Below are 22,940 nucleotides of genomic sequence, written 5' to 3'. Positions count from 1 at the left end.
GGTGATGCCCACCGGGGGCACGGCTCGCCGCCGAGCGGGCAAAACTCGCCGAGATGACACGTACACGAGCCTGCTGCCCGAGGTCGACAAGCTGCCGCTGAAGCCGCCGCTGCTCTGGTGCCACGTGCCCGTAAGGCCCCCTCCGTAGCGCCTGCTGGCGGGCTGTCCGCTCACGCATCGCTCACGCAAGAGGCCGGGAAAGACGAAGCGCCCCGACCGGCAAAAACCGATCGAGGCGCTAAGTAGCAGGTCAGAGGGGGTTTTCCCTCCCTGCAACACGTAGGCCGTGTGGGACTCGAACCCACAACCAACGGATTAAAAGTTCGAATTCAGACGTGCCGCCGGATGATGCCCGATGACAATTCTCGGCTCCCGTGCAGGTCAACAGGCTAGAGCCCCACAACCTTGTGCCATCCCGTACCGGGCAACTTCAGCGCGTCCGTGATCAGTTCTGTGACCACGTGACCACCGCGCCCCTGGTACGAAACGGCGCCACCCAGTGCCCCAATCAGTGGGCGGCGTCTTGGCCCGAATCCCTTCGGCTCGGTGGTTCCGGTGTCCTGCCGGTGCTGGGCGGCGGGAGCGCCGGGTCAGCGTTTGACGCGGTTACGGACGGCCAGGACCGCCAGGCCCAGAAGGACTGGCTCGGTCACGCGGGACGCCATCTCGATGTAGGTGCCGGCGGTGGTCAGGTCCTGGCCGGAGGAGCGGAACACCACCGAGTTGAGTGTGACGTTCAGGGCCTTCTCGAAGCGCTTACCTGTGATCCTCTCCCCCGTGGGGTTCTGGGGATCAGCCTTGTCGATCTCGAAAGTGACCCTGCCACCGCCGGGCGGCACGGTGCCGGTCGCTTCCTGCTTCGGGGAGTCCCGAGGAAGCCCGAAGCCCATCAGCAGCACGATGGTGACGAGCATGGCAGCAGCGAGCCAGCCCAGCGCTCGGGAGGCGCGCAGGCCATAGCCGGACAGCATCCAATAGCTGTGCAGCAGTCCGCGTTCGGCGCGAGTGGTGCCGGTGCGGTCGTGGCGGCGCATCTCCATCTCGCCGTAGTAAAAATCCGCCGCTCCCGGCTCGTTCTTGCTGTCCTCGAATGCCTTGCGCAACGCCCGGTACACGGGCGCCAGCTGCGCTGGCCCGACGTGTCCGGCGCCGAACACCGCCACGTTCCAGCCCCGCCCTGCTGCCGGTTGACGTGCGCGCCAGGAGTGTTCCTCGGCGAGAGTACGACGTTGGGTGAACCGTATAGGGCGCCAGCGCCGCCAATGCGTACCAGGCGGGACACTGTCGAAGGAGCAGGTGCCCTCCAGCCGCAGCTGGTCCAGATGCACGGTTCCGGCGAACAGGCACCCCGACAGGTCTATGTCGGCGAGGACCAGATGGGCCGCATCTACCCCACGCAACGAAGCCAGGCGCACCGTGGCGTCTGGCGCGTCGGCGAGAGCCTGTTCGTCCACCAGCTGTCCGTTGGACAGAAGGAAAGGGCCCGCCTCCGCGGCAATCGTGAGGGGGTATTCGAAAACCGCGTGGGCAAAATCCACCATGGCGTAGCGCAGACGTACCTCGGCCGTTGACGACCAGCGGGTCCTCAGGCACTCCACGCGGCGCGCGGCGAACGAGAGGGTCACCGGGCCGCTGAACGTCGCCTCCGATAACACAACCCGACCGGCGCACACCAATGGTCCGAGGGTGACCATCTGCGCGAAGGTCGCCCCTTCAAAATAGGCATCGCCCTCAAAGACCGCCGACCTGAACTGGGCGGCACCCTGGAAGGCCACCCACCCGAAGGAGGCGTGACTTTCGAAGGTTGCCGACCCGAACTGGCCGATGCCCTGGAAGGTTGCCCGCACGAAGTGGGCGGCGCCTTGGAAGGTCACCGCGCCGAACTGGGCGAGGTGCTCGAAGCCCGCCGAATCGAACTTGGTGGTGTCCTGGAAGGTTGCCGAGTCGAACCATGCAATGTTCTGGAAGGTCGCTGATCTAAACCCGGCGTAGCCCTGGAAGGTTGTCGAGTCGAAATGGGCGGCGCCTTGGAAGGTCACCGATTCGAATCGAGCGAGATCCTGGAAGGTTGCCGAGTCGAACCACGCGAGGTCCTGGAAGGTTGCCGAGTCGAACCACGCGTGGCCCTGAAACGTCGCCCTTTCGAACTGGGCGGTGCCTTGGAAGGTCGCCGAGTCAAACCGGGCGGCGCCGAGGCGGGGGTGTCCGGTGGCTGGGTCGCGGAGGGCGTCGAGGAATGATTGGAGAAGCGGTTCGGTGAAGAGGGTGCCGCGGTGGTCGGTGTCGGCGCCGGCCGCCAGGCCGGCCAGGTAGGTGTCGCGGTCGGCATCGGTCAGGTGGGCGAGACAGGTGGTGTGACCAGGGACTTGGATTCCGCGGCAGCCGACCGGGTCCTCCGGGGTAGTGCCGAAGCCACAGTGCAGCCAGTCAGGCGGAGCTGGGGGCGGTTCGAGGCTTTGGTATGGCATACCCGAAGGACGATCGAACACGGCCGATGGTTGCCGAGCACGCCTCCGAGACGGCAGCACTGAAATCTTCCGTGCGTTCCGACAGCCAAAAGGCACTGGGCGGCCCGTACGTGAGCGATGCGTGAGCGGATGCGCCGGCAGCACCTGGTCAGGAGGCGGACCGGCACGTACGAAGAATCAGTTGCACTGCCACTTCGGCGCTTGGTCGACCTCGGGAAGCAGGCTCGTGTACGTGTCCGAGGTCAGCGTGATGATGGAGTGCCACAGCGTCACCTTGATGGTGTGGAGGTCGCCGCCGCCCCCTTCGTGACCGTCGCCGTTCGGTGTCGCAAGTCGCGGAGACCGATCGGCGGGAGGCCGATCTCCTCGAATCAGGCGCCGGAAGTCCTTCGAGACGGTGTCCGCGTACAGCCAGGAACCGTCCTAACGCGTCTCACCAGGAGCTTCGTCTGCCCGGCGAACCATTCCTTAGGGGGGCAAGATTTCTTCTCGGAAATTATTTGGAATAGATCACCGAATTTTGATCATGGCCTGTATCTGCCCTTGACGAAAATCGCACCTGTTGGGATGAACTAGTTCTCGCCATAGGGATCTTGGCGCGAATCCTCCCAGGAGCAATGGCGCGTAAGGCGTTCTTGCTGGTCTGGTAGGTCAGTTCTACGATCTCCCACTTGTGTCGCTGAAAGCATGGGGCTTTCATCTGCCACTGGGGTGGTTGAACTAGGCGGGGGCTGCTAGTGAGTCAGGGAAGTATCGAGCCGAATGAAATCTCCGAGGCAGATGAGGCTCGGCGGCAAGAGGAATACCGAAGTAGTGTCAAGAGATTCGATGAGATCGAAGATGACCTGAGGACCTCACGGACCTTCCAGAGAATCTATGTTCTATGTCTGCTGGGCGGCGTAATCCTTACCTTTCTCCTCGGCTACACGGTTATCGTAGGGCTGTGGAAGTCACAGCCAGTGTTCACTCGATGGGCTGGGCTTATCATCGTCAACTGCCTTTGGGTAGTGATGGGATGGGCGCTATGGAAGAACCGCAAGAAAGTCGTCGACCGAACTGGCGCATTGCGCAATGCGCTCCAGGATCGACAAACTGCTGCTGCCAAGCTACCTCTTGACTCACCTTCCGGGCTCCGGATCTATCGCGAAGCCTCGCTTGATTTGATTGATCAGTACCGAAAATCAGCGAACAAAAATCGGCGGATTCATAACGTCTTCCAGGGCATCATCATCACTGGGTCAATCGTCACTTCGACGCTTGCGGCGATGAATGAGGGCAGTAGCCAGGTGTTGCGCCTTTCTGCGGCTTCCCTCAGTGCGCTCGTCGGAATTTCGGCAGGTGTGACCGGATACTTCAAGTTTCGCGAACGGGGATACAACCTACAATCCACTGCCGATGATATCGAGAAGCACTATAACGCTTCGCAGTTCATGCTCGACGAATACGCTGGCCGGGATGACGAGCCGCCGCTTCCTGAAGCTGAACGGCTTCGAATGTTTGCCCGTTATGTGGAACGGCTGAAGGAAGAGCAGCGGAAGCGCGAGCTTCAGCTCGAAACATCCAGCTCCGGGAATGAGGAGCGTGCGAGCTGATGTTCATTCTGCCGATCCCGGCCCTCTCCACCGCGGTGAGATGCTTGACGTGGCTTGCTGGAGACCGGAAGTGAGGGCGCAACAAACCAGATGGCTCCTCGCCCCACTCTGGCAATGGAGGGCTCGACGCCTCGTAGCTGCTCACGGCGCATCTATGTCCGAATCGACTGCTTGGTGTCTCGTCGCTCTCGCGCGAGACCCCGTGGAATACATGCCGCTCGTGCGGCACGTAGTGCTTCAGCGATCGCTGGGTGCATCGATTGCTCCTGGGGCAGTCCTCGATTCGTGGCGGGACCTTGAGTCGTGTGAGCAAGCGAGACGTATTGCCTGGCTCGACCGCTATGGAGCTACGCCTCTGCACCGGTTGGGCGTGCCCGAGGAGGTCATCGAGTTAGCAGGCCTGCACGTAGTTGAGTGGCGGCTCCCGCCAGGTCGAGACGCGGCTTCCATCGTCGCCCAGAAACGCCCTCGTTCTCCGGGAGACGTCTCGTAAATCGACAGTTAAAGCCCAGCGGGTAGCCCTGCTGTTTTATGGCCCCTGAGGAAACGAGATGATTTGTCTAGTCATCCCGACCCTCCACGCGCGTGGGAAGCGGGAGCCCTGCCCTGCGGGCACGGACGTTCTTTAGTTCGGTGCTCGCAGACTCTCCGAAGCTGCCCCAATTGGAGGGTGGTCAGCCCAGACCTGCGAGGGATTCCGCGAGCGGGGCCAAGATCCCCAGAACTGGACGAGCACCCTTTACGAAGCGTGGCAGGAACACGCGCAACAGAGGGTCTCGATGGGGGCCTCCCACGCGGGGGCATCAGCGCGTCGGATAGCCAGCGGTCCGGGACACATGTCGTGCTCGCCGATGCGGCATGCGGGGGCCTGGCCACCGTCGGTCATTGCGGCTGCTCGGCCACAGGGGCCAATCCACGTTGCTCTCGGCAAGGCGCGCAGGCGTACAGGCCGGCACCTGGGCCGGACCCCTGCTCGATGATGCTGACCATGACCGCGGTGCCAGACGTGCCTTGGTGGTAGTGGCACCATCCGTAGGTGCCGGAAACTGTGGTCTGGGGTGTGCTCGCCTCTGTTGCCATGCGATCGACGTTAGGTCGGGAGATTGCACAACCGCGGTTCGATTGCGAGCAATTGCGGGTAGTCGGAGATGCGTTGCCGTGCGTTGCCTATGTGCTCGGCAGTCCAGTGCGGGCGCGGGCGATCAGTCGATGCGCTGCGGCGCCGTAGGACGCCGCTTCGTTCAGCCGGTCCCACACACGTTGGTACAGCTCGATGTCCTGGGCCCCGTCGAGACGTAGCTCGACGCTCACGGTTTCCACCGTCACGCGCTGCTCGTCGAAGATCCAAAAACCGTGCTTCATCGTGGTGGCTGCCGGGGCTCCGAGAGGGATCACGCCTAGCTCAACGTTGTCGCGGCCGATCAGCCCGGCCAGGCGGTCGAGCTGCCCCGCCATGGCTTCGGGAGCGCACAGCATGACGTGCAAGGCGGCTTCCCACAGCAGTACGCGGAACGTCTTACCCGACTCGTACAGGACGTCTTGGCGCCGCATGCGGGCCCGGACGGCGTCTTCTGTGTCCTGCGGGGAGCGGTGCACGCTCGAACCGTGCAGGAAGACGTGCCGGGCGTAGTCCGGTGTCTGGAACAGACCAGGTATGACGCTGGTTTCATACCCGCGCCATTTGGTCGTGACCTGCTGCTCGGCTCCGATGCGCTCCTGTACTGCGCGGTGCCCGGCACTGAGTTGACGGCGCCACGACTGGTGCTGCGTCTCCAGATTGCGCAGCCGGGCGAGCAGGTCGTCTACGGCATCGGAAGCGCCGGCCGCGACCGCCCATGCTTCGAGGTCGGCCGCGGTCGCGGTCTGCTTGCCGTTCTCCAGCCTCGACACCTTCGACGGCTGCCACACCAGGCGGCTGGCGAGTTCCTTCCCGTTGAGCCCGGCGTCGGTGCGCAGTTCACGCAGCCGAGCGCCGAGGGCGACCCGCGCAGTCTGAAAGTCCGTGCTCACACGGCAGACGGTACCTGGGCCGTGAACTCGGCCGTGGGGGTCGCGTAGTGCCATGCCGCGTCGCGCGCCTGGCATGCGGCGAGGACGTCCGCAGGATCGTTGCGGACGTACACGCCGCGGGTGTTGCCGACGTCATCGAAGACGAATTCGACCACGGTTCGGGAGTCGAAGAGCCAGAAATCGAAGGTGGGCAAGCCGTGCCGTTCGGCTTCGGCCCGGTGCATGTTGCGGATGTCCTCGCCGGCCTCGACGTTGCCCCGGGCGCTGGCCAGTAGGTAGCGCTGGCCCTCGGTGGGTGGAGCATCGACCAGGCGCACGCGCTCGAAGCGCTTACCGGCCTCGGTGGCGCGGCGTACGAGGGAGTGCCATGGGTTACCCGGGTCGTAGCCGAGGGGCTCGCCTGCTTGCCACTGGCGCCACTTCTCGCCGATCCGGTCTACGGCGTACCCGCGTTGGGTTTCCAGTCGCCATGCGGTGTGTGCGAAGTCCTCGAAGTGGTGGGCTGCGTCCTCGAAGGTTGTCAGTTCGGGCACGCGGTCTACTCCTTGGGTGCGAAGCGGGTAAGGAGGGCGCGAGGGATCACGACGAACGTCTCTGAGTCCTTCACGTCCCGTAGCTGCGCGAGGTGCTCGGCGTCGGTGAGCCGGTCGCCTTGCACGACGATGTCCCCAGTCTCTTCGACCTCGTACAGGGTCGGGCACTGGCCGCTGTCGGATGTGGTGCCGATGAACTTGAGCGTCATGTGGTGCTCCGTCCTGGCTTGTTGGGGTACCAGCATGCGGCGTGTGGCGGTGCTGCACCCGGGGATTGCGACAGATTGCGCGGCTGATCGAACGTGCCTCGATTGCGCGCAAGGCGCATCCCGTGTGCTGGTACGCATGCCGGCTTGCACGGACAGCAGAGCGCCCGCCGGTCTGGAACGGCGGGCGCTCTGGTCTGTGGTGGGCCTACGCGGCCCGCTCGCTCATGAGCCGCTCGTACCGGTCGTGGTCCTCGATGAACACGCGCTGCCGGTCGGCTTGCCCGCACGTCTCCAGCTCGGCCCGCGCCTCCGGCATGCGGAACCGGTCGACCGCGTCCTCGACGGCCAGGCGCTCGTGCATCTCCGCGTGCCGGACCGTGGCCGGGGACACCCAACCCGCCTGCTCCGCCACCCGTCGGCGCGGTGCCGGATCGGGCGCAGCCTCCGTGATGTGTTCGCGGCTGGTCACTTCGCACCGTCCTTGGCGGCGGCGCGGTCGAGGAAGACGCGGACCTGGTCGCGGTTCCGGCCAGCATGTTCGGCGAGCGAGGCTCGGGCGAACTCGGGCTGCCCAATCGGCATCTGCACCAAACCGGCGGCATCGGCGAGCAGAGTAACCAGCACCGGCCCCGTACCCACCTCACCGTGAGTTCGGCCCGGTCCGAACGATAGAGACGCGGCCCCGACCTCCTGCGCCACCGTCGGCGCGGTCGGCGAGGCGGGCGCCACCTCCGATTCACTGGTTATGTAGCCGTCGTGCTGCACCGGGACGTACCGGTGCTGCGGTCCGGCGCCGGCCTTTCGGAGCAGGGCGGAGGCTTCCCGGATCGCGTCATCATGCGTGGCCGTGACCGCGACCAGCTCGGCCACGGCGGCCCGCGCGGTGTCGTACGCGGCGGCCACCTTGGCGGCGTCGCCCTGCTTGGCGACCAGGGCGACCGCCTGGGCGACAGTGGCGGCCCTCTCCCGCTCGGCCGCGGCGGCGGCAGTCCGGTCGGCCTTACGGCGGGCGGCCTCTGCACGGAGCTTTGCGAACGTGCCGAGTTCGCGGGTACTGGCGAGCTGGTCGGGCGTCACGGTGTCGTCTCCGTCACGGACGCGCTCTTCGAGTGCGGCGAGCAGCGCGTCGGCTTCGGCGGCCTCGGTGGCGGCCTGTTCGACGGCGTCGGCGGGGTGGGGTGCGGTCTTCATGGTGCGGATGTCCTTCCGTGGCGGTAGTCGTCGAGGGCGGCCGGATCGACTGCCCACGCTCGGGCGCCGATGCGTCGGGCCCGAACGGTGCCGGCGCGGGCGAGGCGCCGCACATACTCGGTCGAGCATCCGAGTAGTGCGGCGGCCTCTCCTACCGACACGTAAGCCACGGTGGCAGTCGGCTGCGGCGCGGAGCCGATATCGGAACCCTGTTCGATTACAGGCGTGGTGCGGTGTTCGTCGGCCTGCTGTTCGGTGCGCTGCGCGGCGGTGTGCAGCACGCAGGCGTCGCACCCCTGCGGGGACCTCTCCCCCGTCGGCCCGGACGCGTGCGGCCATGTCCCGTACGAGCGCGCGGAGCACATCACCCGCGACCGCGGCGGGGATGACGACCGATCCGTCATCGCGGACAACGTCGAGCGGCTGTACGCCCTCCAAATTCCTACGGATTTGATATCCGATGGTCGGGGCGTTGTCGCAGGTCACGGCTGGGGTGCTCACGCCCTGGTCACGGTCGGGGCTATTCATCGGCACTCCAACGTCGTTCCGGAAGCGACGCGACGCTGTCCATGTAGGCGATGATCTTCGGCTGCCAAACGGATTCGGTTCGCTCACGGCCCAGCCGGTCGAGGGTGTCGCGCGAGAAGGCACGCCCGCTGGCGTCCTCTGCTCGGCGCAAGCCTTCTTCCGAGGTCGGAGCGGTCGCGTCGGCTTGCAGAGCAAGGGCAATATCGGTGAGCAACTGCTCGAAAGCGGCGAGGCGCTCGCCGGTGAGGCGTCCGGCAGCGTAGTCCGCGTCACGACGCCGGCAGGCGGCGTCGAGAACTCGGCGCGCGTTGGCAATCGCCTGTTCGCGGGGAATCACTGTGGCAGTCATGGCGGGCTCCGTCTCTGGGCAGTAGCACCGCTGTTCGTTGGCGGCGTCTGGTCGCTGCTCAACGTGGACCCGGCCGGGAAGGTGGCGCTTCGCGGCATGGCGCTGCGTGAGGCCGTAGGCGCGTCGCTCGGCGAACGCTGTCCGCTGGACGGTTTGGCCATGGCCGGCTCGTATGGCTGCGATACGGGCGGCTGTGGCGTCGTTGACGCGGCTGGTCACCGCGGCACACCTCCCCGGTGGGCGAGCTTCCGGACGAGGCGGTCGAGCTTCTGCTGCTCCCTATCGATGGAGGCGCGGTGGCGGGCGGAGTTACCCTCGGCCTCGGTGGCAGCAACGGCGAGGCGGTCGAGGGTGCCGGCCGCGTCGGCGGCGATCCGCTCGACGGCGGCGAGGAGCGTGGGGTCGTGGCGCCGTCCTTCGCGGGCGAGGCGGGCCAGGGCTCGGCGGAAGCGCTGGTTGGCTCCATCGAGCTGGTCGCGGCCGGGGTAGCCGCTCGCGGCCGGTCCGGTGGGGGCGGTGCTCATGGGGTGGGGTTCCTCTCGTACATGTCCGCGTGCCTGCGCGCGAGGGGCGGCGCGACCGGTCGCGGACGCGGGGGCTGGGGTAGGGGGCCCGGTTCGCGGATGCTCGCGGTGCCGGGGATGGTCAGGGGGCTGGGCGGGGTGTGGGCAGGGTGAGGGGTGGCCGCGTTCCCGCAGGTGGCGCCTGGTTGGTCAGGGCGGTCAGGGTGGAGTCGGGGAACTTCTTCCGACGAAGTGCGCGTGTGTGTCTGTGTGCGCGGGAAAGCTTTTTGAAATCGCCCTGACCGCCCTGACCGCCCGTCGTGACCTGCGGGTTTATCGGGCTATCCGCCCTGACCGGGCCCTGACCAAGACCCTGACCAGCCGTGGCCGGTCGTTGCTGGTCGGTCGAGGCGGACGCCCGAGTACGACTGAACTCGGAGTCCACCGACCCTGACGCGGGTCTCCTTGATGCCGACGCCGGCAGCGAACAGGTCGCGGCTGAACGTCGGCTTCGTGCCGGGGTGGTCGCGTCCTTCCGTGCGGCACCAGTCGCGCCACGCCTCGTAGAGTCCGTCCTTCGACGTGGTGGCGTCGGCGTCGAGGTGGCACCAGTCGGAGAGGAACGCGCGGATCGGGCTGGTGCTCGCTTCGAGCAGGGCCACGGCTTCGGTCGAGGAGTCAGGTTCGACGAGGCGCCCGCGGCTCGTGAGGCGGTCGAGGCCGTCGAGGGCCCAGTTCAGGACGCCGGGCAACTCGCGGGCCAGGTCGCGTTCAAGGGTGGTGTCCTCACGCCCCAGGTTCGAGATGGACATAGTGAGGATGAGCAGCCGGGAGGCGATCGCGCCGGAGCTGTCTCGGAACGCCGGCAGCTCGTTGGACAGCAGCATGAACCGCGCCGGGAGGCGGCCGGACCACGGTTCCTTGTGCTTGCGGTCGACCGTGACCGCGTCTTCACCGGAGATGGTCAGCAGCCGCTCGACGATCGTCTCTGCGCCCTGCCGGGGAAGTCGAGCGTCGGCAACGATGGCGAGCGACTTACCGACGAGGTCGGCGAGGCCGAAGTTCGTCGTGAGACTCGACATGGTCGGCCCGGTCATGTTGCGTTTGCCGACCAGAGCCGTCAGGGTCCGGGCGATCGTGCCCTTCCCAGACCGCATGGGGCCAACGATAAGCAGCATCTTTTGTAGGTCGGTGCGGCCGGACAGGACGTATCCGAACCACTCCTGTAGGGCCTGGATCGCCTCGGGGTCGTCGGGCCATACGGCGCTCAGGAAGCTGAGCCAGCGTTCCGGGGCGGGTGCCTCCGGCTCGTAGTCGAACGGCACCGACACGCGGTTGAAGAACATCGGGGTAAGCAGATGCAGGTCGCGTGTGGTGACGTCGAGCAGGCCGTTTTGGCAGGCCACAATGGTGCGCTGCTCGTGCTCGCGGACAGGCGCGGCGAGCCAAGCGGGCGGCTCCGTATCGGCGGGCAGATGAACGATTGCGGCCATGGCCTCCATGAGGTTTGCAATCTTTGCCGAGGTCGGGGCCCACTCAGCCGTCTTCTCTTGCCCGTTGCGGTCGATGGTGGTGTAGGTGGCGTGCTCGACGCGGGGGTAGAGGTCGGCGCGCATGGCTGCGGCGGCGTCTTCGTCCCAGTGCGGGCCGCGCCACCGCATCCATGCACCGCGCCAGTGCCGCAACGTGAACGTTCCGTGTGCCTGCCAGGCGGGCAGGAGGGCGCGGGCAACGGCCATGGGGTTGGTCGGGGCGGGGATGTGCGGCGACTCGGCCAACGGCTCGGCGACCGTCGGCACGTAGTCGCGGGTGAGGTGCGGGAACAGCCGAACCACCGGCACAGGTTCGGGCCTGGCCGGCGGCACGGAGTCGCCGTAGGCGGCGGTCATCAGGCGGCTTGCTCCTGGCCCTGGTTGGTGGGGAGGTCGGCCTGACGGCCGTCGATCAGGTGCCTGTGCCAGTCGGGGCGGCCGGGGATGGCGACGGGCGGCCAGCCTGGGGTAGCGGTGACGGGCCGCGGCGGGCGGTGGCTGGCGCGGGCACGGACCTCGGCGGCAGTGGGCCGCTTGGCAAGGGCGGGGGCGATCCGGCGGGCCTCGGCATCAGCGTCGGCGGTCACCCGCCGGTACCACTCCTCGGGGTCATCGGAGAGCAGTCGGTCGAGTTCGTCGGCCTTGGCTCGGTCCTGGCGCCAGTACTCGGCGGCCTCGAAGATCGCGGCGGCCTTGCGGGGGTCGTCGGCGAGCAGCGCCCGCCAGGCGTCCCCGCCGTAGGGCGGCCACGTGTCGACTCCAAGCGCGGTTACCTGAGCGGATGCCCAGAGGGCGACGGCGTCCGGCTCGACGGTGCGGGGGCGCGTCATGCTGCGGTCACCTCCCGCAGGTCGAGACGGGCAGTGATCTCCCACGGCTGCCAGCCGCGAGCGGCAAGCCGAAACAGTTCAGCAGCCAGGTCCGGCGCGGCCAGTCCATACGTCGACCGGCCGTGCGGTGCGACCTGGTGCAGTACGGGGTCACGATGCTTGCCGCAGGGGAGCGGCGCGGTGCGGAGAGCCGCGGCGTGGCGGCGAGCGAGGGCGGTCACGACACCTCACCAGCCATTGCGCGCACGATCGCCTGCATGGTGATCACGGCGACGCGGCGGGCCTGCGCGGGGTCCTGCCCGGCGGTCTTAGCTTCGGCGGCGAGGTCGTCACGGTAGGCGTAGGCAGCGCGGATGAATGCCCGGATCTCGCCTTCCGAGGCGGGCAGGCCGGCGTGTTCGGCCTCGACCTGGGCGGCGGCGCGCTGGATGTCCTCGGCCGCGCGGGCGGCGGCGACCTGCGGCAGGAGCTGGCCGGGTGCCTCTGCGGCGGCCATGATGACGGCTCGGACCGCGTCAGCCTCCGGGACGGGGACGAGGGTTGCCGCACGCTGGGCAGCGACCGCAGTGGCGGCGCGGTCCGCGTCGAGCAGAGCAGACAGGGCGGCAGGGGATTCTGCGAAGATGGTCACGGCGTCGTTCTCTTTTCGTTCGCAGGGCCCCGGGACTCGTTTGGCCGCGATCCGGGGCCTCTGCTTTTGCAGGGGAAGGGATGGCGCTGAGGCCCTCGCTAGGGCAGCAACCCTGGCGAGGGCCGTTCTTCATGCCGCGACGGGAGCGGCAATCGGGTCCTCGATGCCGAGGAACCGGAGGATGTCGGATCGGCGAACGCGGTAGTTCCTACCGAGTCGCATCAACGGCAGCGGGTACTCACCCCGCCGGGCGAGCTCGTAGGCCGTGGTGCGCCCTAGACCGAGGGCGCGGTTCGAGTCGTCGAACTTCACGGCGACGGGGAGGGAGAGAGCTTCCTCGATGGTCATGTCGTCCTCTCGTGGGACCTCGATACGCCTAACGATCCACCTCGTCATGACGCAAACCTCTCCAGTTCTACCCCATGACAGATCAAGGCCAAGGGCGACATTAGCCGAACTCTCACGACTCGGCTAGCCACAGATCAATCTTGCCTGTACGTTGCTCTTCCATGGAGCAACAAGGTTGGGAAGCCCGACTCACTGCGCGGGTGGCAGGCGAGGTGCGACGCTTTCGGACGAAGCGCGGGATGAGCGCACAGCAACTGGCGGACCGATGCGCTGAAGTGGGGCACGCGGTCCCGCGATCGGTCATCAGCAATCTGGAGAACGGCCGGCGCGAGTCCATCACGCTTGCGGAGCTGCTGACCCTCGCCCGCGCGCTACGCGTCTCCCCCGTTTCGCTCGTATTCCCCGTGGGCTACGAGGCCCGGGTAGAACTGTTCCCCGGCTTCGATTTCGACACGTACGACGCGGCCGGATGGTGGCGCCGTGAAGGTGAGACTCATTTCGATCTGGGCGAGCCTGCCCACATGTCAGGCATCGATCTCTTCGCAGAAGTCGAATCTGCGCTCCGCAAGATGCAGTCGCACTACCGAGCCGAGGAACTGCACCTGGAACGCACCGCCAAGCTCGACCCTGAACACGAGGCGGATCTCCGTAAAGCCCTTTTCGACCTCGCAGACATCGCCCGCAGGGAGGCTGTAAACGCTGGCGAAGAATTCATGAACGCCCGAGACGAACTGAGGCTGCGGGGCATGACACCACCGCCCCTTCCCGATTACCTGCCCAATCGCGAGTTCTGGGAAGGGATCGAAGCTATGCACGCTGCGAACCCTGGTGGCCCTCGCGACGATGCGCCACGCAATGACGACGACTGGGGGCAGCTGTGAAGGGCTCGACCTACAAGCGCTGCAAGTGCCCGGCCGCGGTTAACGCCAAAGGCGCCCGGATCAACTGCCGCAAGGACCACGGCGCCTGGTACTACGTTGCCGACGTCGGGTTCGGCCCGGACGGAAAGCGTAAGCAGGCCCGCAAGGGCGGGTTCCGCACCTCGGACGACGCCGAGAAGGCCCTCGCCGCGCTGCTCGGCCGCGTCAACGAAGGCAGCTACACCCACGACGACGGGCAGACCGTCACCACATGGCTCGGTACATGGCTGGACTTGAAGCAGCGCGCCGGCCTGCGCCCCTCGACGATCCGGGCGTACCGCTCCCACATCGACGAGTACCTCGTTCCGCAGCTAGGCCGCCTAAGGCTGCGGGACCTGCGCCCGTCGCACGTCGACCAGCTGCTCGCCACCCTCGACAACGGGAAGCGGAAGGCCGCCACCGTGCGCCGCGTCCATGCGACGCTGCGGAGCGCCCTCTCAACGGCCGTGCGCCGTCGCCTGATCACGTTCAACGCAGCTAAGGACGTGGACTTGCCCGCGTCTCAGCGCCCCAATGTGAAGCCGTGGGAGCCCGACGAGCTCGGCCAGTTCCTCGACACGATCGGGACACACCGGCTCGGCGCCATGTTCGAGGTCGTCGCCGGTACAGGTATGCGCCGCGGCGAGGCGGTGGGCCTGCGCTGGGAGGACATCGACCTAGCTCAGCGGATCATCGTGGTGCGGCAGCAGGTTGTGCAGGAGTCCGGGCGCTTGAAGAAGAAGCAGGCGCCCGCCCCGTGCCCCTACTGTGAGGCTGGGCACATGGGTGTCTCGTTCGGGAAGCCGAAGACCGCGTCCGGCGAGGACCGCGTCATCGACCTCGACGAGGTTACGGTCGGCGCTCTGCTCTCCCACAAGTTGCAGCAGGACGCCGAGCGCGACCAGTGGGGCGACGCGTACGCCGAGCACGGCCTCGTGTTCGCGCGCGAGGACGGCAAACCGCTACGGCCCGACGACGTCACAAAGCTGTTCGCCGAGCTGGTCGCCGCCGTCCGGTTCGATGACGACGCGCACCTCCCGGACGTCGACCGCCGGCGCCTGCGCCGCATCCGTCTGCACGATCTGCGCCACGGTCAGGCGTCGCTCATGCTCGCCGCCGGCATCGATATGGCCATCGTCTCGAAGCGGCTCGGCCACTCCACCATCACGATCACGTCGGACACCTACTCGCATCTGCTCGGCGGAGTCGGACGGGACGCGGCCGACCGCGCAGCGGCGCTCATCCCGCGGGCACGCAAGAGCGGGCAGTCTGCACCGGCCGATGGCGAGTGTGACCAGTCAGTGACCACCTCGGCGACGGATTCCACCACCGGGCAGGCCCCGGGAACGACAGAACCCCCGTCTGACCAGGTCAGCGGGGGTCCTGCGGGTGACTCGATCGGTAGGCCGTGTGGGACTCGAACCCACAACCAACGGATTAAAAGTCCGCTGCTCTGCCAATTGAGCTAACGGCCCTCGGCGAATCACCCCTGAGCATAGCCCGCCGGAGCCCGGCCGCCGATCGGATATCGGCTGCCGGGCCCGTCGAGCCGCCTCCGGGGGTCGTTCATTCGGCGGCGATGCCCGCGCTCGTGCGCTTGTGATCCGGTTTGAGGAACCAGTGGCGGGCCGACACGACCCACCACGTCGCCGCGAAACCCAGGACGGCCAGGACCGCGATCGGGGCGTAGTTGAACGTCTCCCAGGTGACCGGGGACAGCTGCGGCAGCATGAAGAGGACCGTGATGACCGCCACCCACACCACCGCGACGATCCCGATGGGCCGGGACCAGCGGCCGAGGTGCCAGGGACCCGGGGTGAATTCGTCGCCGCGCAGGAGGCGGAGCAGGGTGGGGATGACGTACGCGATGTAGAGGCCGATCACCGCGATCGAGGTCACTGCGGCGTACGCGGTGACGTTGATCAGGTACGGGAGGCCGAGTGCCAGCGCGCCGAGGGCGGCGAGCCAGACCGCGGCGACGGGGGTGCGGGTGCGGGGGCTGACCGTGTGCCAGACGTGGGAGAACGGGAGTGCACCGTCCCGGGAGAACGCGTAGATCATGCGGCTGTTCGCGGTCACCGACGCCATCCCGCAGAACAGCTGCGCGCCGATCACGACCAGCAGCAGGAGCTTGCCGGTGGTGGCGCCGAGGGCGTCCAGGAGGATCTGGGCGGGCGGGGCGCCGGTCGAGGAGTTCAGGGCTCCGTCGTACGACTGGATGGCGAAGGTGAAGCCGAGCAGGAGGACGAAGCCGGCGATCCAGGAGGTCCAGATCGACTGGACGATGCCGCGCGGGCCCGCCGTCGCCGCGTCGTGGGTCTCCTCCGTCATATGGGCGGAGGCGTCGTAGCCGGTGAAGGTGTACTGGGCCATCAGCAGGCCGATCATCACGACGTAGAAGCCGCTGCCCCAGCCGGTGTTGTTGACGAACTCGGTGAAGACGAACGACGCCGACCGGTGCGAGTCCGGTACGAAAGTGAGGGCGCCGACGATGACGGCGACCCCGAGGACGTGCCACCACACGCTCACGCTGTTCAGGATCGCGACGATGCGGACCCCGAAGGTGTTGAGCAGTCCGTGCAGCAGCAGAATCGCGGCGAACAGCAGGATCGTACGGGTGGGGGTGACCTCGAAGTCGAACTGGAGGTTCAGATACGCGCCCAGGAAGGACGCCGCCCCGAAGTCGATCCCGGCGGTGACGGCGACCTGGCCGAGGACGTTGAACCAGCCCGTGAACCAGGCCCAGGCCGCCGCCGAGCGCGGCGGGGCCAGCCGGTGGGCCCAGAAGTAGAGGCCGGCGGAGGTCGGGTACGCCGAACAGATCTCGGCCATCGCCAGGCCGACGAACAGCGTCATCAGGCCGACGCCGACCCAGCCCCAGGTGATGACGGCCGGGCCGCCGGTGTTCATGCCGAAGAGGTAGAGCGTGAGGCAGCCGGAGAGCACCGAGATGATCGTGAACGAGACGGCGTAGTTGGAGAATGCCGACATCCGGCGGGCGAGGACCTGGGTGTATCCGAGTTCGGCCAGCCTCGCCTCGTCGGATCCGGGTGAACTTGCCGGACTCGCCGGACTCTCCGAACTCGCTGACGGAACGGGGGAGTTGGTTGTCATGCCCCCAGCGATTCCCTCACCGGGGGCCTGACATGTGCCGGATCCTGTCACAAAACCGACGCCTTACGACAGCGCCTTGTACCCGGTGTAGGAGCTGTACACCGACTTGCGTGCGCCGAACGACCCCTTTCCGTTCCCCGCGTTGACCCACAGGTCGTTGTGGCCGTCCCTGGAGAGGAGGTCCGGCTTGCCGTCCTCGGTCATGTCGCCGACGCCGATCACCGCGTTGTACGAGCCGCCCCACTTCGTGAAGAGCTGGGTGCGCGCCTTGATCACCTTCGCGTCGCCCGAGGCGTAGTAGCGCCACAGGACACCCTTGGTGTCATGGGCCAGCAGATCGCCCCGGCCGTCGCCGTTGAGGTCGCCCGCGCCGGTGATCTGCGCGTACGCCTTCCAGTTGGTGGCGATCCGTACCCGGGGCTTGAACGTGGCATCTCCCTTGCCCGCGTAGAAATAGACATCGCCGGTCGAGGTCTGGCGGGCGATCAGGTCCGCCTTGCCGTCGCCGTTCATGTCGCCCGGCGAGGTCAGCACGTTGTACTGGTTCCAGCCGCCGCCGACCGCCTTGCGCGGGCTGTTCCTGGCGACCACGCCCCGGCACCGGCCGCTGTAGCGGAACAGCGTGCCCGCGGTGTCCCGTACCAGCGTGTCGACGCAGCGGTCACCGTCCATGTCACCGAACTCGACGAAGCGGTAGCCGGTGTTCCAGCCGCTGGAGCTGCTGACGATCCAGCCGTTGCCGTAGACCGACCCCTGTTCCAGACGGCCGGAATTGGTGAGCGAGAGCAGCTCCCCGTCGCCGTCCCCGTCACTGTCGCGGAAGGCGCTCTTCGCACCGGTCAGGTGCAGGCTGCCGGTCCTGACGGTGCGCGGCCCGTCGCCCGCGTCGACGGTCAGGGTCCAGCTGTGCTTCCCGCCGGTGACCATGGCGCCATTGTCGTCGGTGCCCGCCCAGGTGGCGGTGACGAGCGCTCCCTCGTGGCCGGAGGAGCGGAGGGTACGCACGGTCTTGCCCGCGGTGTTCTTGAAGGCGAGGCTCCAGGAGACCGGCGGCCGGGAGAGCTGCCAGGTGCCGTGCCAGCCCTTCGGGTTGCTGGTGTTGCGAGGAAAGACGTAGTCGTCGGTGCGCGACTCGATGACGGAGACCGGGGAGCGGGGCAGTGTGATCTGCTTGAGGTGGATGCGCTGCTCGCGGTCGCGGTACGCGACCTGGCCGCCGTACTTGTCGACGGTCCAGTCCACCCACCGCCCCGACGAGGTGCCGCCGTCCGGGAGGGCGGCCAGGTCGGAGGTGACCGCCGCCTGGCCCGCGCCGCCGTGGAAGTCGGTGAGCAGCAGCTTCCTGGCGGTGGTGTCCTGGCGTACAAGGAAGCCGTCGCCGAGCAGTGCGTCGCCGGACGGGACGGCGATGTTCTTTCCGGCGGTGCGGTCCCAGACTCCCGACTTCGCGGCCGGACCGCAGTTCCAGTAGATCCAGCGGCCGACGGCCTGCAGCTCCTTGGGCACACAGCCGGAACCGAGGTTGATGGCGTCGGCCGTCTTCTTAGTCTTCAGGTCGTAGGAGTTGAGGGAGCCTGCGGTGGGGCCGGGCTTCCACAGCTTGGTGCCCCAGACCGAAGCGGCCGTGATCGCCCGGGTGTGGGTGACGTTGGTGTCGCGGTACTGCTCGAAGTCCCCGATGTACTGCTTGCCGTTGCCGCTGTTGATCACGGTGTAGCGGCCGGCGGAGTCGATGATCCGGTTGCCTTCGGCCGGGAGATCGACCCAGGCGTAGCCGGTCGCGTCGATGGGTGCCTCGACCATGGTGCCCCAGCTGTAGGCCACCCGGCCGTTGCCCAGTGCGTGCAGCGGCGCACACACCGGATCCGCTGTGCAGGCGTCCGTCGTCACAGGGAAGCGGCTGACCAGGTTGCGCGCGCCGACGGTCGGGGTGCCGGTGGCGGCGACGTCGTACGCGTACAGGTTCCGGTCGACGTCCTTGTCGGACGCGGCCACCACGGACAGCCGCCCGCCGCCGAGTGCCAGCGCGTCGATCTGCGCCGGCATCGGCTCCACCCGCCGCACCGTGGAGAGCACCGGGGCCCCGGAACCGTCGGCCGAGATCCGCCGCACCGCCCAGTCCTCGGAGCCGCTGCCGCCCACGACGAGGGCATCACCGCCAGGGGTGACCGCCGGCTGGCCGACGGCCTTGTCCAGCAGGGTGACCGGGGCGCCGCCACCGACCGGGACTGCCATCAGGGGCTCCGCCGGCCGCATCCCCCAGTCGGGCTCCGCACGGGTGACGAGGATCCAGTCCCCGACCGTGGCGAGCTCCACCACGGGCTGCCGGTAGACGTCGGGCAGGGCCGGGATCGCGGTGGTCACGGGCGTTGCGCCGGGTTCGTCACGGGGCACGGTGTACGCGGTCGCCGGCCCCTGGGTGTAGCCGAGGATCCGGCCCGCGGACAGGACGACGGAGGTGGGCTTGGGGATGAGCGGGGCGAACACCTCGACCGCGCTGCCGTCGCCGTAGCCGATGAGCAGCTGCTTCCGGCCCGTCGGGCTGTTCGTCTCCAGCACCGCACCGTCGAGGTCCTGCGTGAGGACCCGGACCGACTTCGTACCTGCGGGCAGGGCGGAGGCCGGAAGCGGCGTATCGGTGGCCTCGCCGTCGTCCGCCACGCCGATCAGGTGCAGCGCCGAAATGGTCCGGTCGGCGGCCCGCTCGTAACTGAGCGCGGCGGACGGGCCGAAGGCACCGAACCAGAAGTGTCCGGCGGGCAGCACCACCTCTGTGCTCCGGCCGGTGGCCGGGTCGCTGATGGCGACCCGGCCCGTTGCGGGCTGCCGCGCGAAGAGACCTGCGTTCGCACTGCCGGCCAGGTCGGTGACGGCGGTGGTGGTCCCCGTGGCGTAGTCCGTCCACAGCATGCCGGACGTGCCCTCCTGGGTGTGCAGATACCCGGTTTCCCCCGCTGCCCTGAGGTTCTCGGTGCGCGGCAGATAGCGGGCTCCCGCAGGGACGACCACCTCGGATCCGCTGCCCTGCGGGGTTTCCGCCGCGGCCGCCGGGGCGGTGAGCGGCCCGAGGCCGGCGACGACGAGTGATGCGGTCACAGCGGTCCTGCCGCCGACAAGGGCACGACGATTCACCCTGGGTTCTCCTTCTTGCAGCTGCTGCCCGCGCGGCGGAAGCGAAGGTCCGGGAGCCTGTGCGTCCCCGGCCTCCGGCCCCTGCCGCGCGCCTGAAAGTGTCCGTGCGCACGCCCGACCATGTCCGTGCGCGTGCCTAGAAAATTCCCTTGTACGTCTGCCAGCCGGTGGCGATCTGCGTACGGCCGCCGAACGAGCCCTTGCCGTCACCGTTGTTGCGGTACAGCTTCCCGGCCGAGTCCCGCTCGATCAGATCGGCCCTGCCGTCACCGGTGATGTCGCCGACTCCGACAACGGTGTTGTACGAGGCACCCCACGCGGAGAAGACCTTCACCCGGTCCTTCAGCACGCCGGTGGCGGTGCCGTTGTAGCGGTAGAGCGTCCCGTCCTTGTGGCGGGCCAGCACATCGCCGTACCCGTCACCGTTGAGGTCTCCCGCACCCACGATCTTCGTGTAGCCGCCCCACGCCGAACGGATCTTCACGCCGGGCTTCAGCTTGCTGTGTCCGTCGTTGGCGAAGAGGTAGACGTCACCGGTGGACGTCTTGCGTGCAAGCAGGTCGGTACGGCCGTCCCCGGTCAGATCGCCGGGCGCCGTCAGTACGTTGTACGCGTTCCAGCCGGTGCCCAGAGAGGTGTGGCTGCTGGTCGGCTTGTACGAGTCACCGCACTTGCCGGCGTACCGACGCAGCTCCCCGTTCGGCATCCGTATCAGCATTTCGGAGCACCGGTCGCTGCCCATGTCCCCGAACGGGACGGCGACCGTGCCCGCGGGCCAGCCGGAGGCGGACCGCTTCCAGTCGAAAGTGCCCTTGCCCTCGGTGTAATGAAGGGTCAGGCCGCCGGAGGGGTTCAGCGTGACCAGCTCACCGAAGGTGTAGCCGCCCTGGTCGTGGTGGCCCTGCAGGCCGCCACTGACCGCGATCTTCCCACTGGTGGTGTACGTGCCGTCGCCGTCGGTGGCCTTCGCACTCAGCGTCCAGGTGTGGGGGCCGTTGACGGAGTAGCTGCCCGCGTCCGTCCTGCCGTCCCACCCGACCTTGACCTCGGCACCGGAATCCCCGGAAAACATGCGGACCGTGCGACCGAGCGCGTCCTTGACCGTGAAGGTCCACCTCGCCGACTTGTTGAGCTGCCAGGTGCTGTTCCAGTACTGGCTGCCAGTGCCGTAGGTGTTCTTGTAGTCGAGATGACCGTCGCCGAGATCGGACTCGATCTTCGCCAGCGGTTGTGCGGGCACATCGCTCTGCACGAACCGGATCGCGTGGTCCGGGCCGACGTACGCGATGTCGCCTCCGAACTTGTCCACGGCCCAGGTCAGCCGTCGCTGGTCGGCGGTGCTGCCCGCAGGCAGATCCGCGATCTCCCGGGGCGCCACGGCTGTCCCGGTGTGGAAGTCGGTGAGCATCAACTTCCCGGCGGAGCGGTCGTGCTGTACGAGATAGCCGTCGCCGACGAGTGCGGCACCGGACGGAACGGTGAAGCTCTTCTTCGCCGTACGGTCGTACACACCGGCGGGGCCGCTCGTACCGCAGTTCCAGTAGATCCAGCGGTCTACGGTCTGCAGTTCCTTGACCACACAGGGCGCGCCGGTGGCGAGCGTCTCGACAGTCTTCTTCTTTTCGAGATCGAACGCGGTAACGGCTCCGGCGGTGGAACTGGACGTCCACAGCAGGGCTCCCCATACCGAGGCAGCGCCGATGGACCGGGTCATTCGGACATCCGTCGAGCGGTATTCGGAAACGTCGTCGATGTACTGCTTTCCGGTCGATGCGGCGTTGTAGACGAAATAACGTCCGGTGACGTCCACGAACTGGCCACCCGTGACCGCAGGTTCATCGGCCGAGTGATAGCTGTTGGCCGTCAGCCGGATCTGGGCGCGCTCCACGTCGTTGTTGACGAAGAAGTAGCCCACATGGCCGTTCCCGGTGGCGCGCAGCGGTACGCAGGAACCGGCGTCGCACGGCACACGCTTGATGTGGGCACCGTTTGCGAATGTGCCGGCATACCCCATGGAAGTCCGGTCACCCACCGTCGATCCGTCCTGGGCGACCTGGCGCGCGACGACGAACTGCTCACCGCTCGCCCCGACTTCCACCGTGTTCAGCGTTCCGCCGGCGAAGTCGATGCCCCAGACCCCGCCGGTCTGTACGGGAGTCGGCGTGTCCACGGCACTGGCGCTCGGCATCGTGCCGAGTCCGGCCGCGATCACGGTGAGAGCGGCCAGTGCCGCGCGACCGCGCCCGACGGAACGGCTGCGTACGAAAGCAAGGCGTGCCAAGAGGGTCCCTCCCCGAAATACCTGAAAAGGCATGAATGACACAGGGAGTCAACGGCAGCCTGCCGCAAAGGAATCGCGCAAGGCCCCCCGGCCGACCCCTGTCCATACCCTGTGCAAGTCACCGGATATTAGCAGCCGTTCCGATTGTGACGTAAGCGAAAAGAAAAGCGGGCCCGTCCGTAAAGGACGGGCCCGCTCTCAGCAGACCTTCAGCAGGTCTTGCTCACTGCGTTCAGCCGTTGCGCTTCCAGCGCGGCTTGTCGTCACGGCGGCCGAAGGAACCGGTGTTGGTGCCGGTGCCCGTGCCACCACGGTGGTCGTCGCGGCGGCCGGTCGGACGGTCGCTGCCACCGGAGCGGAAGCCGCCCGAGGGGCGGTCGTCACGACGGTCGCGGTTGAACGGACGGTCGCTGCCACCGGAGCGGAAGCCACCGGACGGGCGCTCGTCACCACGGTCGCGGTTGAACGAGGGGCGGTCGTTGTCGCGGTTGAACGACGGGCGGTCGTTGTCGCGGTTGAACGACGGACGGTCGCTGCCACCGGAGCGGAAGCCGCCCGACGGGCGGTCGTCACGACGCTGGAAACCACCACGGTCACCACCGCGGTCGTCACGACGGTCGCGGTTGAACGACGGACGGTCGCTGCCACCGGAGCGGAAGCCGCCCGACGAACGGTCGTCACGACGCTGGAAACTACCACGGTCACCACCGCGGTCGTCACGACGGTCGCGGTTGAACGACGGACGGTCGCTGCCACCGGAGCGGAAGCCGCCCGACGAACGGTCGTCACG

19 protein-coding genes, 1 tRNA gene and 4 pseudogenes are annotated in these 22,940 nt (G+C 67.6%); 4 read left to right on the top strand and 20 right to left on the bottom strand.

Translation table 11 applies throughout. From position 1 onward, the window contains the following. Nucleotides 1-590: 590 nt before the first annotated feature. A complete protein-coding gene (locus ACWD6R_RS12665; protein ID WP_451818702.1) occupies nucleotides 591-2,468 on the bottom strand; it encodes a pentapeptide repeat-containing protein in 1,878 nt (625 codons plus the stop codon). 177 nt (nucleotides 2,469-2,645) lie between these two features. After that, nucleotides 2,646-2,891: pseudogene (locus ACWD6R_RS12660) on the bottom strand (site-specific integrase); the annotation flags it as partial. Between the two features lie 314 nt (nucleotides 2,892-3,205). On the opposite strand from ACWD6R_RS12660, the gene ACWD6R_RS12655 reads away from it, so the two are divergent. Beyond that, nucleotides 3,206-4,060, top strand: coding sequence for a DUF4231 domain-containing protein (locus ACWD6R_RS12655; protein WP_451818673.1), 855 nt, complete (start codon nucleotides 3,206-3,208; stop codon nucleotides 4,058-4,060). Nucleotides 4,061-5,227: 1,167 nt separating this feature from the next. On the opposite strand, the gene ACWD6R_RS12650 is transcribed toward ACWD6R_RS12655, so the two are convergent. The 13 genes from ACWD6R_RS12650 to ACWD6R_RS12590 all read right to left on the bottom strand — a co-directional run bounded on the left by ACWD6R_RS12650 (nucleotide 5,228) and on the right by ACWD6R_RS12590 (nucleotide 12,724). Then, entirely contained in the window at nucleotides 5,228-6,070 is an 843-nt protein-coding gene (locus ACWD6R_RS12650; RefSeq protein WP_451818672.1) for a helix-turn-helix domain-containing protein, read from the bottom strand. Continuing rightward, nucleotides 6,067-6,603: a DUF6879 family protein gene (locus ACWD6R_RS12645; protein ID WP_451818671.1), complete on the bottom strand. Its 537-nt coding sequence runs from the start codon at nucleotides 6,601-6,603 to the stop codon at nucleotides 6,067-6,069. Before ACWD6R_RS12645 ends, ACWD6R_RS12650 begins: the two co-directional genes overlap by 4 nt. 5 nt (nucleotides 6,604-6,608) lie before the next feature. Continuing rightward, on the bottom strand, nucleotides 6,609-6,812 hold the full coding sequence (locus tag ACWD6R_RS12640) for a hypothetical protein (RefSeq protein ID WP_451818670.1): 204 nt from the start codon (nucleotides 6,810-6,812) through the stop codon (nucleotides 6,609-6,611). 205 nt (nucleotides 6,813-7,017) lie between these two features. Then, complete coding sequence (locus tag ACWD6R_RS12635; protein WP_451818669.1) at nucleotides 7,018-7,281, bottom strand: hypothetical protein; 264 nt, start codon at nucleotides 7,279-7,281, stop codon at nucleotides 7,018-7,020. Further along, the gene (locus ACWD6R_RS12630) at nucleotides 7,278-8,003 is read right to left on the bottom strand and encodes a hypothetical protein (RefSeq protein ID WP_451818668.1); all 726 of its coding nucleotides are present in this window, start codon (nucleotides 8,001-8,003) and stop codon (nucleotides 7,278-7,280) included. The genes ACWD6R_RS12635 and ACWD6R_RS12630 overlap by 4 nt, the downstream gene beginning before the upstream one ends. Then, a complete protein-coding gene (locus ACWD6R_RS12625) occupies nucleotides 8,000-8,284 on the bottom strand; it encodes a helix-turn-helix domain-containing protein (protein ID WP_451818667.1) in 285 nt (94 codons plus the stop codon). The genes ACWD6R_RS12630 and ACWD6R_RS12625 overlap by 4 nt, the downstream gene beginning before the upstream one ends. A 239-nt stretch (nucleotides 8,285-8,523) precedes the next feature. Continuing rightward, nucleotides 8,524-9,099, bottom strand: coding sequence for a hypothetical protein (locus ACWD6R_RS12620; protein WP_451818666.1), 576 nt, complete (start codon nucleotides 9,097-9,099; stop codon nucleotides 8,524-8,526). Further along, entirely contained in the window at nucleotides 9,096-9,404 is a 309-nt protein-coding gene (locus tag ACWD6R_RS12615; RefSeq protein WP_451818665.1) for a hypothetical protein, read from the bottom strand. The genes ACWD6R_RS12620 and ACWD6R_RS12615 overlap by 4 nt, the downstream gene beginning before the upstream one ends. A gap of 320 nt (nucleotides 9,405-9,724) precedes the next feature. After that, the gene (locus ACWD6R_RS12610; RefSeq protein WP_451818664.1) at nucleotides 9,725-11,272 is read right to left on the bottom strand and encodes a DNA primase family protein; all 1,548 of its coding nucleotides are present in this window, start codon (nucleotides 11,270-11,272) and stop codon (nucleotides 9,725-9,727) included. Continuing rightward, nucleotides 11,272-11,745, bottom strand: coding sequence for a DUF2742 domain-containing protein (locus ACWD6R_RS12605; RefSeq protein WP_451818663.1), 474 nt, complete (start codon nucleotides 11,743-11,745; stop codon nucleotides 11,272-11,274). The genes ACWD6R_RS12610 and ACWD6R_RS12605 overlap by 1 nt, the downstream gene beginning before the upstream one ends. Next, nucleotides 11,742-11,966, bottom strand: coding sequence for a hypothetical protein (locus tag ACWD6R_RS12600; RefSeq protein WP_451818662.1), 225 nt, complete (start codon nucleotides 11,964-11,966; stop codon nucleotides 11,742-11,744). The genes ACWD6R_RS12605 and ACWD6R_RS12600 overlap by 4 nt, the downstream gene beginning before the upstream one ends. Then, nucleotides 11,963-12,376 (bottom strand): hypothetical protein, encoded by a 414-nt coding sequence (locus ACWD6R_RS12595; RefSeq protein WP_451818661.1) that lies wholly within the window; start codon nucleotides 12,374-12,376, stop codon nucleotides 11,963-11,965. The genes ACWD6R_RS12600 and ACWD6R_RS12595 overlap by 4 nt, the downstream gene beginning before the upstream one ends. 129 nt (nucleotides 12,377-12,505) lie before the next feature. After that, on the bottom strand, nucleotides 12,506-12,724 hold the full coding sequence (locus tag ACWD6R_RS12590; protein WP_451818660.1) for a helix-turn-helix domain-containing protein: 219 nt from the start codon (nucleotides 12,722-12,724) through the stop codon (nucleotides 12,506-12,508). 161 nt (nucleotides 12,725-12,885) lie between these two features. Between ACWD6R_RS12590 and ACWD6R_RS12585 the strand changes: the two genes are divergently transcribed. The 3 genes and pseudogenes from ACWD6R_RS12585 to ACWD6R_RS12575 form a co-directional block, all read left to right on the top strand. Further along, nucleotides 12,886-13,605, top strand: coding sequence for a helix-turn-helix domain-containing protein (locus tag ACWD6R_RS12585; protein WP_451818659.1), 720 nt, complete (start codon nucleotides 12,886-12,888; stop codon nucleotides 13,603-13,605). Beyond that, a pseudogene (locus ACWD6R_RS12580) lies at nucleotides 13,602-13,811 on the top strand (Arm DNA-binding domain-containing protein); the annotation flags it as partial. The gene ACWD6R_RS12585 and the pseudogene ACWD6R_RS12580, both read left to right, overlap by 4 nt. An 84-nt stretch (nucleotides 13,812-13,895) precedes the next feature. Then, nucleotides 13,896-14,759, top strand: a pseudogene (locus tag ACWD6R_RS12575) (tyrosine-type recombinase/integrase); the annotation flags it as partial. Nucleotides 14,760-15,025: 266 nt separating this feature from the next. Here the strand turns inward: ACWD6R_RS12575 and ACWD6R_RS12570 are convergent. The 5 genes and pseudogenes from ACWD6R_RS12570 to ACWD6R_RS12550 all read right to left on the bottom strand — a co-directional run. Next, a tRNA-Lys gene (locus ACWD6R_RS12570) sits at nucleotides 15,026-15,098 on the bottom strand. A 91-nt stretch (nucleotides 15,099-15,189) separates the two neighbouring features. Next, entirely contained in the window at nucleotides 15,190-16,737 is a 1,548-nt protein-coding gene (locus ACWD6R_RS12565) for an amino acid permease (RefSeq protein WP_451818658.1), read from the bottom strand. Between the two features lie 63 nt (nucleotides 16,738-16,800). Next, a complete protein-coding gene (locus ACWD6R_RS12560; RefSeq protein WP_451818657.1) occupies nucleotides 16,801-19,869 on the bottom strand; it encodes an FG-GAP-like repeat-containing protein in 3,069 nt (1,022 codons plus the stop codon). A gap of 136 nt (nucleotides 19,870-20,005) precedes the next feature. Further along, complete coding sequence (locus tag ACWD6R_RS12555) at nucleotides 20,006-22,150, bottom strand: FG-GAP repeat domain-containing protein (protein ID WP_451818656.1); 2,145 nt, start codon at nucleotides 22,148-22,150, stop codon at nucleotides 20,006-20,008. Between the two features lie 232 nt (nucleotides 22,151-22,382). Beyond that, a pseudogene (locus ACWD6R_RS12550) lies at nucleotides 22,383-22,940 on the bottom strand (DEAD/DEAH box helicase); the annotation flags it as partial.

It is taken from the genome of Streptomyces sp. NPDC005151, from assembly GCF_053599875.1.
Note: the sequence above shows the minus strand (reverse complement) of the source record. Positions and strands in the feature narration are given on the sequence as shown.

Coding starts and splice junctions, on each gene's coding strand:
- ACWD6R_RS12610 (WP_451818664.1), bottom strand. CDS start 11,272: ATGACCGCCGCCTACGGCGACTCCGTGCCGCCGGCCAGGCCCGAACCT.
- ACWD6R_RS12630 (WP_451818668.1), bottom strand. CDS start 8,003: ATGAAGACCGCACCCCACCCCGCCGACGCCGTCGAACAGGCCGCCACC.
- ACWD6R_RS12605 (WP_451818663.1), bottom strand. CDS start 11,745: ATGACGCGCCCCCGCACCGTCGAGCCGGACGCCGTCGCCCTCTGGGCA.
- ACWD6R_RS12565 (WP_451818658.1), bottom strand. CDS start 16,737: ATGACAACCAACTCCCCCGTTCCGTCAGCGAGTTCGGAGAGTCCGGCG.
- ACWD6R_RS12585 (WP_451818659.1), top strand. CDS start 12,886: ATGGAGCAACAAGGTTGGGAAGCCCGACTCACTGCGCGGGTGGCAGGC.
- ACWD6R_RS12590 (WP_451818660.1), bottom strand. CDS start 12,724: ATGACCATCGAGGAAGCTCTCTCCCTCCCCGTCGCCGTGAAGTTCGAC.
- ACWD6R_RS12665 (WP_451818702.1), bottom strand. CDS start 2,468: ATGCCATACCAAAGCCTCGAACCGCCCCCAGCTCCGCCTGACTGGCTG.
- ACWD6R_RS12615 (WP_451818665.1), bottom strand. CDS start 9,404: ATGAGCACCGCCCCCACCGGACCGGCCGCGAGCGGCTACCCCGGCCGC.
- ACWD6R_RS12640 (WP_451818670.1), bottom strand. CDS start 6,812: ATGACGCTCAAGTTCATCGGCACCACATCCGACAGCGGCCAGTGCCCG.